Source organism: Roseburia sp. OF03-24 (assembly GCF_003463035.1).
Classification (GTDB): Bacteria; Bacillota; Clostridia; order Lachnospirales; family Lachnospiraceae; genus Roseburia; species Roseburia rectibacter.
The window spans coordinates 1-11,841 of sequence record NZ_QSCK01000053.1 but is presented as its reverse complement, the minus strand read 5'-3'; the positions used below and the strand labels follow the sequence as shown (position 1 = coordinate 11,841).

The window sequence follows — 11,841 nt, the reverse complement described above, 5'->3', positions numbered from 1 at the left end:
TATAATCCACATTTCTCTAAGCTTTTTGGAATTTTTATACTTTCAAGGCTGTCACAATGACTAAATGTATATCTTCCCAAATACTCCAGATTCAAAGACAACTTTACATTTTTTAATTTGCTACATGACCAAAATGTATTATCTTCTATTTTAACTATATTATCCGGTACAATAATTTCTTTCAATGATACACATTCATAAAATGTGCATGTATTTATCACTGTAAACTTCTCATTCACCGGTAAATACGCACTCGCCAGCTTGCTGCACTTCTGAAACGCACACCTGCCAACTTTTTCTACACTGTCCGGTATCACAACACCAAGCAGTGACGTACATCCATAAAACGCACTGTCTCCAATACTTTTTACACTATCCGGTATGCTGACCGATACCATACTTGTATTATTTTTAAACGCTTCATCCCCGATTGCCGTTACCGTATCCGGTATTTCCACGAAAGTCTGCCAGCCGTTATATTTTTTCAGCACACCATTTTCAATGACAAAATTAACGGAATCATCATAGAACATTCCATCCCCGTCACCATAAATCTGGGCATAGTTAGAGGCACGGTACAGGGAAATTCCATTTTCACTGGAACTATCGCCGCTGCCATAATATGATGCCCATGTGCTCCACTTTATCGTCCACTGATGGATCACACATGCCGGTTCTGACGCACTTAACCTTGCATTACAGTCATATACCGTGACACCGTTATCATCCGCACTGACAAACACCATCGTATGCTGTCCGCCGTTACCACTGCCACATGCCTGTATGATATCGCCAAGTTTTCCCTGCTGCAACAGATTTTTTGCACTGTCTGTTGTCACACTGCTTCCCGAAATCTGCCCCACCAGATCTACATTTTCTTCACTCTGGTATTTATATCTTGCGTTTCCATAATAACGGTTTGGCATATTACAGCCGAACAACTGATAAAATACCATTCTTGCAAATCCAAAACACTGGATTGCTCCACCCCAGTCACCGTTCCACGTCTGCCCCACATTCGGTTTGTACTGGCTCTGAATGGCTGCAAACTTTGCTTTGATACTGGCTGTACTGTCATAATTTTCGTCAATGACATTTCCATTATTATCCCTGATCGTTGCAGAATCGTCCTTGATTGTTAATGTGCCATCATTCACTGCCTTTGTTGCATTGGAAAGACAGCTGTTAATGTAAAGTTCATAATTTACTTCCGAACCCATGCTGCTCTCCCAGCAGTCCATCTTTGTATATAATCTTTTATCCCTGTTTTTTACCAGATTTTTTGATTTTGACAGCAGCATTTTCGTACATGCTGCATTAAAATTAACTGCTGCCTCAAGATAACGGATATCATCTTTCGTCCCTTTTCCAGTGTAAAACAAATGCTGGTAATGTGCGACTGCCCTGTTTGAATCCATCCAGTACTGATATAACAATGATGAATAGACGATATCCGAAACAGATGGATTGTAACGTTCATACACAGATGCAATCATCCCGGCTGCTTTATTCACGATTCCCCACGGCAGACTGCTATAATCAAACACGCCTGAGACAATACTTCCGGCTGCTTTTTTTGCCTCTTTCTGTAAGACACTGAGCACTTTATCCGACATATAATGATCTACAATATACTGCGCCGGGTTTTCTACAATTTCATTGCGCAATGTGATCAGTTCATTATAGATAGACGGATCTTTGACATGTTCATGAATGATCATTAGATCGTCGATAGCCTGAACTTCGATCTCCTGTATTTCGATCATACCGCTGACCATCAGGAAAATTTCATTTGTATCATTTGTGAATTTCATGAACAGATCCATATTTTCATATAGACCGTCCACCATTTCCCCGATTTTTTCATCTGACAGCAATTTGTTTTTATTATTCTCCACCAGAGTTTTCCGATATGCCTCTTTATCCTTGTCTTTCAAAAAATCGTATACTTTATTGACAATCTTTAAGTTTTTCTCTACCTCTCCCGCTGTTTTGGTAAGGTTCTGATTTGCCTGCAAATATTCATATACAACCCTCCTTGCAGCCTGTTTTTCAAAACTTTCATAAGTATTATCGCCAAGATTGCATTTTGACCAGAATTCACTCCACAAAACGCTGCTGCCTGTCTTTATGCTGTACATAAATGACGCAACTGTCTCATCGGTAGCAGAGACACTGTTGATTGCCTCTAAAGACATATCTCCACATTTTGCAATAATATCATCATATGATTGATTATTCAGATATGATGGCGCTAACATGCAAAGCTGTTCTTCTGTAAGACTGTACGAGTCAGACGCAGAAAAAAATGAGATCTCATCCATAACCTCCTGTTCGATCTGCTCCTGTTCTTCTGCGGTCAATTCGATACTTTCCGTTTCTTCCGTAACTGTCTCGGTTTCAACCTGCTCTGTTTCTGCCGTCTCTTCCGTGACAATCCCCGTCTCTGAATCTTCCATCACCTCCGATTCGCTTGTCCAGACATTCCCAGCTGACCCTGATTCATTTATTTCCGTCTCTTCCGTAACAATCTCCGCGTCCGAATCTTCTGCTTCTTCCGTGACAATCTTCGTCTCCGCCATCCCAGACATTTCTTCTGCCAGACGTCCGGCATTATGATCTTCTTCACCTGCCTGGTCTGTCTCCGTTTTCTCTGTCACTGCTGACTTTTCATCATCCTGTTCTGCAGTCTGTGTCTCCGCAGTCTCTTTCTCTTTGAAACTGTTTTCTTCCCGTGTCTGCTGTGCATTCCCTGCCACATCCGCCAGCAGCATTTCTGGTGCTGCCGTAAACGTCATGCAGGCACAAAGCATCCATGCTATCATACGTTTTTTCATAACTGGTCTCCTTTCGCAGATATCTCATTTCTCTTAATACGACCAAACGGTCTTATTATGAATTAAATTATAGCATTTTGATTATAATTTGTCTATTAAGTTAGAGGAGACACTCACGTGAAGTTTCAAAGAATTCAGGACTTAAGAATAGACAATGATCTTACTATAAAAGAAATCTCTGCCATGCTTGATCTGCACCGGGATGTTTATTCCCGTTACGAAAAAGGTATTCGTGATTTTCCAATCGACATTCTCATAAAGTTAGCAGATATTTATCACTGCTCAATCGATTATCTTGTTGGACGCGTTGATACAAAGTAATAAGAATACATAAAATGCCCACTCCGCAGACATTGATCACTCTATATAAAGAAAAGACGATTCCATTCAGAATCGTCTTTTCTTTATATATATACTTATTTTTTCCCACGCAGCAGCTTAATGATCTTCCCCTCATACACCACTGTCACAATAACGATCAATGCAACCGTCACCAGACTATACCCTTTATTGATCTGTACCCCGGCAGCATCACAGATACTGGTAAATAAAAGGCTGAGCACAAAGATCAGCTTGACCGCACGCACCATATGGATCGTATATTTTCTTATTTTCCCACTACATATTTCTTTCGGCAGGTTATTTACCCTTTCCGGATAACGTGCAAGCAGCGTCAGTCCAACATATACAAGAATCAGGATCACCGCATTTAAAATAATTCCGGTAAATGCCACTCCATATACGATTCCATAATAAATCTGCAGTCCCAGATAAATCATTGCAGCTACGATTCCCACTGCCTCAAGCAGGAAATCCATATTTGTCATTTCTTCTTTTTTCAAATTTATCCCCTTCCTGTGCTGTTCTTCATCTTCTATTCTGTTATTTCTAAATACATTCCAAATGCCGCTTTCCATTCCGCCGTCAGATGTTCGAGACTCCATGCCGCATTTGCAGGGCTTGTGGATGGCAGTTTGCCAAGAGGCGGCATTCCCTCTTTACTACAGTATTTTACAAAAAGCTGATACGCTTTTCCACCATTTGCAAAGATTCCCTGAATATCTGCCCCCGATAAGATTACATTCATGTCGTTCGGCACAACATTTTTGATAGAACTGTCAGAAGAACCCACAATATCACAGGAGTCGATCACATCCCACACAGCAATCTGATGCGTTAAAAGCAAATCTTTCTTTTTCTCAATCGTCTGTGGCACCGGTTCATTAAAAATTCCCGCTATCAGCTTCCAGAAACGGTTTTGCGAATGTCCATAATAAAACTGGTTCTCCCGCGACTTTACAGACGGAAAGGAACCCAGAATTAATATCCTGGATTCCTCATTATATACTGGCGAAAACGTGTGTTTTACATGTGTATATTCCATTTTTATGTACGCTTTCTATTCATAATTTTTAACATTAGAACTGTCTACTTTTTCAAATGGTACCCATACATATAAGCCATCTGCGGTAGCTCCCTCTAAAGTCGTCACATCTTTTCCGGTTGCAAGTGCAATTGCAGCATAAACAGCACTCTCACCCTGTCCGACTGCGGACTGGTATACGGTAAAGTCCATCTTTCCATCTTCAATCGCTTTGCATCCGTCTGCAGTCGCATCGATTCCAAGTACCGTCACATCACTGATTCCTGCTGCATCACAGGCATCAATGATACCAAGTGCCATAGAGTCGTTGTTGCAGACAGCAACGTCACACTTCTGTCCTGTCTTTAAAAATATATTGAACATCCCTTTCGCACGGTCCTGCTCCCAGTCGGCGTTATCTTCAAAGACATAATTGATCTTTTTCCCTGATGCATTTAAAGTATCCTTTAATGACTCAGATCTTCCTTTTGTCGCGGAATGTTTTTTCGGTCCTTTTAACAACACCACATTGATCTCATCCGCAGAAGCAAATTTATCTAGAATATACTCTGCCTGATACTGTCCTGCCACATATTCATCCGATCCAACATAAATATATTTCCCAGCCTGAAGTCTCGACTCATCCGGGCAGCTGTTAAAAAATACGATTGGTATATCACCTGCAAGCGCTTCTAATTCGAATGCCGTATCAGCATCAACCGGTCCGCATAAAATCACATCATAATTCTCACTGACCGCCTTTTTGATATGCTCCACCTGGTTTTCAATGGAATTTTCTGCATCAAATACATCCAGCTGAGCCCCACACTCTTCCGCCGTCTGCTGTGCCTGTGCCACAAGTACATTTCGGAAAGTATCTGCCTGTGATAATGACAGAAGAATCTTTAATCCTTTACCATCTATTGAACCTGTCTGTGTATTTCCACCACATCCGGCAAGGCATCCTACGAGCAATGCCAGACACATGATAGTACTTATTAATTTCTTCATCGCACGATCTCCTCTCTATATCCGGAACTGTTTTACCTGATCTGCAAGCTGATCTGCAGAAACGGCAAGGTTATCTGCTTCCTGTTCTACCTGGTCACTGTTCTTTGAAATATTCTTTGCCTGCTGTAACATGGATTCTGATGTTGCAAGAATCTCATCGGAACTTGCCGCCTGCTCTTCCGAAATAGCCGCAACATTCGTAGCAACCTGGTCTACCTGATTGATCTTATCTACCACGTTGCCGATCAGCGTGCTCGTTTCCTGAATATTTTTAAAGATCGTATCAAATGTATCGACTGCTGTGTGGATCAATTCTGCACTGCCTGAAATATCCTGTGCACTGTTTCCTGCCTGTCTGACAGCATCTTCTACTAATGTATTGATCTCTGTGATCAGCTCTGTAATATGTGCTACCGAATCCGCACTGTTCTTTGCAAGTGTACCAATCTCAGCTGCAACAACTGCAAATCCTCTTCCTGCTTCGCCTGCGCGTGCAGCCTCAATCGAAGCATTTAAAGATAACAGGTTCGTCTCGTCAGCAATATCACCAATCAGTTTGATGATCTGCACGATCTCGCCGGAAGCGGTTCCTACCTTATTAACAGCCTCTTCCAGATTGTGAATGGAAACTTCGATATTTGAGAGTGCCTCACCAACGCGCTCCATATCCTTACGTCCTTTTTCAGAAACAGCAACTGTCTCCTGCATCTTGCTTTCAACCATATCACTGTCGCTCTTGGTATCTGCTGCCACACCTGCAAGCTGTGTTGCATTTTCCGCGATCTCATTTACAGATACAGACAACTGATCAACCGTCGCGTTCAACTCGCTCATCGACTGTGACTGGATTCCCGCTGCAGAACTCATCTCACCGGAAACACCCTTACTTGAGTCAGCCTGATTCTTCAACTTGCCGGAAACATTTCCCATCTCGGAGATCATCTGCTTCATGGAAACGATAAATTTCTCCACACTATGACTCATGACAGCAATTTCATCATTTCCTTTTGTCTTGATGGAAACTGTGAAGTCACCGGAAGTCATTGCCGCAATAACTCTTGTCATTTCCTTGACCGGTTTAATTACAACATGTGTCACACGTTCGATTAGAACACAGAGCAGTGCGATACAGATCACACTGATCACGATCATAATATTACGAAGCTGTGTCAGATCAGAAAGTACAATGCTGGTAGGAATGTAAGATACTAAAAGCCAGTTTGTTCCTTCTACTTCCTGAAATACCGTCATATTTCCATCGAGTGTTACAAAATTATAATCTTTATCCGCAACTTTTTCTGCTGTAAGCTGGTAAAAATGACTCTGTCCCTCTGCGCCAAGCGTCTGGGAAATCAAAGAAGAATCACGATTTGCCAGAATCACTCCACTGGTTTTGTCAACCAGAAATGCTTCCGCGTCATTCATCTCAATAAAAGAGTTTACAATAATTGCAATTCGGTCTAATGTCATGTCTGCTGAAATGACACGTACTTTATCAGATCCGTCATTTAAAATGCCAGAAGCACTGATCACGTCCACACCATCTGCATTCTGATAGGCAGAACCGACTGCCATATTGACTCTGGAAAGACCTTCTTTATACCATGTACTGTTTGTTACATCGGATTCCTTTTTTGTCGATTCGGATGCCGTTATAAGCTGTCCTGCGGAATCTGCCACATAAAGTCCATCCGGATAATTGCTGTTATATCCATAGTAACTGTCCAATATGGTCTTTAGTTCCTCATCATCCGGTTTTAAATTCTCGATCGTAGTCTTCGCCATCTGAAAAGAAGCAAGATTCTCATTCAGCCACGCTTCAATCTGGGACGCCTGATTCTCTACCGAAGACTGCAGTAAATTCTGTGAATATTTCTTGATAATTCCTGCAGATATCTGATAAGCAACCACAACAAGTACCACAACGATTGCAATCACGACCGGTATAATGACACCAAGTAACTTTGCCTTAATCGACACCGTCTTTTGCTTTTTCATAAACTGCCCTCTCTTTTTACATAAATTTTACAATATAAATTATAAAATCATTGCTTTTTTTCGTCAATATGTATCATATATCGTTTCCGCTAATTTTTACATTGTATACATGTATTTTTCAAGAAATTACATGATCTTTTCTTGAAAATGAGGTCTGCTGTGCTATAATAACTTAGTGTGTCAATTTCATTTTCATACATATACAAGGCACATGGGATTGGTATTATGCCGCAATATGTGGTTTATACCAGAGAGGAGAACCTTAGATGGAACATTTAATTATTCCAAAAGATTATCATTCAGAACTAAATCTGCACGATACGCAGATTGCAATCAAAACAGTAAAAGATTTTTTCCAGAACCTGCTTGCACTTCGCCTGAATTTATCCCGCGTTTCTGCTCCGCTTTTCGTTGATCCGTTATCCGGTCTCAACGACAACTTAAACGGTATTGAACGCCCTGTTACTTTTGATATCAAAGAACAGAATGGAAAAGAGGCAGAAGTCGTACAGTCTCTCGCTAAATGGAAACGTTACGCATTAAAAAAATACGGTTTCGATTACGGTGAAGGACTGTATACCGATATGAATGCTATCCGCAGAGATGAGGATACCGACAACATCCACTCTATTTTTGTAGATCAGTGGGACTGGGAAAAGATCATCCATAAAGAAGAACGTAATATTGAGACATTAAAAGAAACCGTCACCACTGTATACAACTGCCTGCGCAAAACGGAAAAATACATGGCGATCCAGTATGATTATATAGAAGAGATCCTTCCACATGATATCTTCTTTATCACAACCCAGGAATTAGAGGAGATGTTCCCGGACAATACACCGAAGGAACGTGAATATTACATCACCAAAACCAAGGGTGCCGTATGTATCATGAAGATCGGTGATACCTTAGAAAACGGAGAGCCTCATGACGGACGTGCCCCGGACTATGATGACTGGTCTTTAAATGCAGATATCGTTGTCTACTATCCGGTACTTGACATTGCACTTGAGATTTCCTCCATGGGTATCCGCGTTGACAAGAAAGCACTTCTCTCCCAGCTCAAAAAAGCAGGCTGTGAGGATCGTGCAAAACTTCCTTTCCAGAAAGCGATCATCAACGAAGAACTTCCTTATACCATTGGTGGTGGAATCGGACAGTCCCGTATCTGTATGTTTTTCCTTCGTAAAGCACATATCGGAGAAGTACAGTCTTCTCTGTGGCCGGATGCAGTCGCAAAAGAGTGTGAGAAAAACGGGATTCAGCTTTTATAATTCAGCATACAGTTTTTATAGCTGTTCTGCTATCTTATATGATACATAAAAACACAGGTCCATTTTTAATCTCTGCTGTGAGATTTTAAAATGTACCTGTGTTTTTTACGAATAAGTTTTCCCTACAAATACTGGTTTGTGGTTGACATGCGTCGCCCGTCCAAATGGTGTGTCGTAGGTCTGTGAATGGCATTTTGCGCAAAGCCGGAGTTAATTTTGGTTCCGTTGTACGAAAATAAGAAAAGTCTAAGTGTGTCTGAGTTAGATTTTCTCGGAGTGACGTGACCGGCAACAACGAGTCATCCATGACTCGATGCTGCCTTGTTCTGCCATCCGTGGCAGAACATCACTGTATACCTACGGACACACTAAGATTTTCTAATTTTCTCCCAAAGTCACAAAATTACTTCGGCTTTTCGCAAGATGCCAGACTTCAGGTTATGAACACCATTTGGGCGGGCGGTTCATCTCAAAACTGGGGGCGCGGGTGTGAATTTTTGATATTCGCACGAATGGAAATATGCTTAAAATCCTAATGTGCTGTATCATTAATATTCAGCCTGATGACTTGTCTGAAGTTTCATCTGCTATGTTGCATTACATTAATCATTTCGTAAATTACCAGACTAATAATGCAGATTATTATTCCAAGTATGTATGTTTAAAAGCATAGATATAACAGATTGCGTCGAGATTTTTCAACCTTTTTGAAATGAATGTCACAAAAATTTACGCACCCCCAAGGTTGTAAAATGAGTTCCCCGACGAAGGGTGGTTCACAACCTTGCGGCTGGCAAATCGCATCAAGCCGGGACTCGTTTTGTGACTTTGGAAGAAAATTAGGCAATCTTAGTCTGCCTGTTCGTAACACAGTGTTGTGCTGCCACGGACGGCAGCACAAGTCCTAATGTGCCCGGACGGCACATTTAGGACGCACACGTCACTCCACCACAACCTAAGCGGGCAGACCTAGATTGCCTTATTTTCGGACAACGGAACAAAACAGTCCCGGCTTGATGCAATTTGCCAATCGAAAACCCCGGAACCACCCTTCACCGGGGAACTCAAGCTAACCACAAACCATCATTTATCGTTTCTTCATTTGAATCGATATTTTCCTTTTCCCTGCCCTCTAACAGGCTCTATGACATCATTTTCTAACATTAATTTTATGATTTCTGATGCCCTTGTAGATTTCAAACCTGTTATTCTCTCAACACCAGAACGTCCAAATACATTATTCCTTCCGCACTCTTCATATAAAGCAGTCACATGCATAACTGTTTTATTTTCGATAACATCATCAATATTCGTCAAAATTTTTTCAATGTCCGCTTTTGTATTTTCAATGTCCGCTTTCAATGAGCCACTTATATGCATTGAACGATTGTGGAGTTCATTCTTCTCCTCCAAAAGCAATAATCACGTATTTTGCCTGCATGCTTATAAATCCCAACAAACAATTTCTTGTGGATTGATATATATTCATTCGGAGTAAAGCTAAATGCTTTTTCTGATAAAATTTTGGCAATTCTAAGAGCAACCTTATCCGCTTCCTCCGTTCTGTCATCATTTTCCGTCTTAGGATTTTCCTCATAATAACTGTTTAATAATTCACTGGCTTCATCTATTGAAATATCACCTTCAATATTTCTAATTGCAGTATCAACTAAATATTGCGAAGTTTTTAATCCATCCACAGCCTGCAGACCAATTGCAGTATGCCATGCATATCCTTTATTTCTCTTTTCAGGCTCTGATTCTTTTATATATTCTTTGAATGGATCTTTGTTCATATTGCATCCTCCATCATATACTCAATAAATTACATACCTGCGATAATTCCATAACATTCCGGTCTTCTGTCCCGGAAAAGTCCCCACTCCAGTCTTTTTTCCCGAAGTTCATCCAATTCATAAGTCTGACTTAAGATTTCTTCTTTATCTCTTGAGGCACTGACCAGTAACTCACCTGTTTCATCTGTCAGAAACGATGATCCATAAAATTCCAATGCTGACTTCTGTCCGCCATTTTCATCACAAGACTCTACTTCTTCCCTGCCAATACGGTTTGCCGCAATCACCGGCATCAGATTTGTTGCCGCATGTCCCTGCATGCAGCGTCTCCAGTGCGGCATACTGTCACACTCTAAGATCGGTTCAGAGCCGATCGCCGTCGGATAAAATAATAATTCTGCACCAAGCAGTGCCATCGCACGCGCCGTCTCCGGGAACCACTGATCCCAGCAGATTCCGATACCAATGCAGCCATATTTCGTATCAAATACTTTAAATCCGGTATCTCCTGGTGTAAAATAAAACTTTTCCTGATAATAATGATCATCAGGAATATGTGTTTTCCGATACACACCAAGGATTGTTCCATCCGCATCAATACAGGCAATCGAATTATAAAGATTATTGACATCACGCTCATAAAAGCTGACCGGCAGCACCACGCCTAATTCTTTTGCAAGGCGTACTCCCATTGCTACAGCCTCGCTCTCTTTCACGGGTTTTGCATAGCTGTAAAAATCATATCTGCGCTGCTGGCAGAAATATTCTCTTTCAAAAAGTTCCGGCAGTAAAATGATATTTGCACCTTCCGCTGCAGCCTTGCGGATCATTTCTTCTGCCTTCTTCAAATTTTTTTCCTGCTCTGGTTCACATTTCATCTGAACTGCGGCTACTTTTACCTGTCTCATGTGTATGTCCTTTCTGTTCTTATTTTTTACTGTAAATTTTCTTTTTGGTGGAAGTGGCATAAAAATCTTTTCGTTTCACAATCAGATTTTTTCTTCATCACATATATTCATGAGCACATAATACTCCCAAACAATTTTTATCTTTGCTTTTTTCTTTTATCCACTCCAGACATTTCAACATAGTGTCCGGATTATATAAAGATCCCGGCAAAATTCCTTTCGGAAGTTTCATACAGTGCAATCTGATTGCCATTCTTCGATATTGTCCGGTAACAAAGCTATCTTAAAATTGAAAGTTATGAATACATATTTAAAATTCTTTTGTATTTTTTGTACATAACATAAATTCCAAGCGTACAGTCAAGACATATCAGTATTATTCCCACAATGGGCATCACCATAAATCCAGTCCCGGTAATGAGAAATGCAATGGAACATTGTTTATACAATAAAAAAGGGATTGCACACATAACACATGCTATCAGACCTACGATTCTTTCCACCATAGTAATACCTCCGTATATTCTGATATTCACTGGTTACGCAATAAATACTGGTTTGTTGGGCTATGAGTTCCCCGGCGAAGGGTGATATCGCAGTTTTGTGATTGGCAAATTGCATCAAGCCGGGACTGTTTTGTTCCGTTGTACG

The 11,841-nt window shown here is 40.9% G+C and carries 10 protein-coding genes; 2 read left to right on the top strand and 8 right to left on the bottom strand.

The window, feature by feature from the left end:
* A partial coding sequence (locus DXA60_RS17825; RefSeq protein WP_147345407.1) for a leucine-rich repeat protein occupies positions 1 to 2,837 on the bottom strand: 2,837 nt, incomplete at its 3' end.
* Between the two features lie 117 nt (positions 2,838 to 2,954).
* Between DXA60_RS17825 and DXA60_RS17820 the strand changes: the two genes are divergently transcribed.
* Positions 2,955 to 3,158, top strand: coding sequence for a helix-turn-helix domain-containing protein (locus DXA60_RS17820; protein WP_117922613.1), 204 nt, complete (start codon positions 2,955 to 2,957; stop codon positions 3,156 to 3,158).
* A 95-nt stretch (positions 3,159 to 3,253) separates the two neighbouring features.
* Here DXA60_RS17820 and DXA60_RS17815 read toward each other — a convergent pair whose 3' ends face one another.
* From DXA60_RS17815 to DXA60_RS17800, 4 genes are read right to left on the bottom strand one after another with little or no spacing between them, the layout of a single operon-like run.
* On the bottom strand, positions 3,254 to 3,679 hold the full coding sequence (locus DXA60_RS17815; protein ID WP_243006951.1) for a transglycosylase: 426 nt from the start codon (positions 3,677 to 3,679) through the stop codon (positions 3,254 to 3,256).
* Between the two features lie 32 nt (positions 3,680 to 3,711).
* On the bottom strand, positions 3,712 to 4,221 hold the full coding sequence (locus DXA60_RS17810; protein ID WP_117922612.1) for a DNA-deoxyinosine glycosylase: 510 nt from the start codon (positions 4,219 to 4,221) through the stop codon (positions 3,712 to 3,714).
* Positions 4,222 to 4,236: 15 nt separating this feature from the next.
* Positions 4,237 to 5,211, bottom strand: a complete 975-nt coding sequence (locus tag DXA60_RS17805) for a sugar ABC transporter substrate-binding protein (protein WP_117922611.1) — start codon at positions 5,209 to 5,211, stop codon at positions 4,237 to 4,239.
* A 15-nt stretch (positions 5,212 to 5,226) separates the two neighbouring features.
* Positions 5,227 to 7,209 carry a methyl-accepting chemotaxis protein gene (locus DXA60_RS17800; protein WP_117922610.1) on the bottom strand — a complete coding sequence of 661 codons (1,983 nt, stop codon included), beginning with the start codon at positions 7,207 to 7,209 and terminating at the stop codon, positions 5,227 to 5,229.
* Positions 7,210 to 7,475: 266 nt separating this feature from the next.
* On the opposite strand from DXA60_RS17800, the gene asnA reads away from it, so the two are divergent.
* Complete coding sequence (gene asnA / locus DXA60_RS17795; protein ID WP_117922609.1) at positions 7,476 to 8,486, top strand: aspartate--ammonia ligase; 1,011 nt, start codon at positions 7,476 to 7,478, stop codon at positions 8,484 to 8,486.
* Between the two features lie 1,098 nt (positions 8,487 to 9,584).
* Here asnA and DXA60_RS19650 read toward each other — a convergent pair.
* From DXA60_RS19650 to aguB, 3 genes are read right to left on the bottom strand one after another with little or no spacing between them, the layout of a single operon-like run.
* On the bottom strand, positions 9,585 to 9,848 hold the full coding sequence (locus DXA60_RS19650; protein ID WP_330418458.1) for a hypothetical protein: 264 nt from the start codon (positions 9,846 to 9,848) through the stop codon (positions 9,585 to 9,587).
* An 8-nt stretch (positions 9,849 to 9,856) separates the two neighbouring features.
* On the bottom strand, positions 9,857 to 10,282 hold the full coding sequence (locus DXA60_RS19645; protein WP_330418457.1) for a hypothetical protein: 426 nt from the start codon (positions 10,280 to 10,282) through the stop codon (positions 9,857 to 9,859).
* Between the two features lie 29 nt (positions 10,283 to 10,311).
* Positions 10,312 to 11,190, bottom strand: coding sequence for an N-carbamoylputrescine amidase (aguB, locus tag DXA60_RS17780; protein WP_117922614.1), 879 nt, complete (start codon positions 11,188 to 11,190; stop codon positions 10,312 to 10,314).
* Between the last annotated feature and the right edge of the window lie 651 nt (positions 11,191 to 11,841).

Coding starts and splice junctions, on each gene's coding strand:
- DXA60_RS17810 (WP_117922612.1), bottom strand. CDS start 4,221: ATGGAATATACACATGTAAAACACACGTTTTCGCCAGTATATAATGAG.
- DXA60_RS17805 (WP_117922611.1), bottom strand. CDS start 5,211: ATGAAGAAATTAATAAGTACTATCATGTGTCTGGCATTGCTCGTAGGA.
- DXA60_RS17800 (WP_117922610.1), bottom strand. CDS start 7,209: ATGAAAAAGCAAAAGACGGTGTCGATTAAGGCAAAGTTACTTGGTGTC.
- asnA (WP_117922609.1), top strand. CDS start 7,476: ATGGAACATTTAATTATTCCAAAAGATTATCATTCAGAACTAAATCTG.
- DXA60_RS19645 (WP_330418457.1), bottom strand. CDS start 10,282: ATGAACAAAGATCCATTCAAAGAATATATAAAAGAATCAGAGCCTGAA.
- aguB (WP_117922614.1), bottom strand. CDS start 11,190: ATGAGACAGGTAAAAGTAGCCGCAGTTCAGATGAAATGTGAACCAGAG.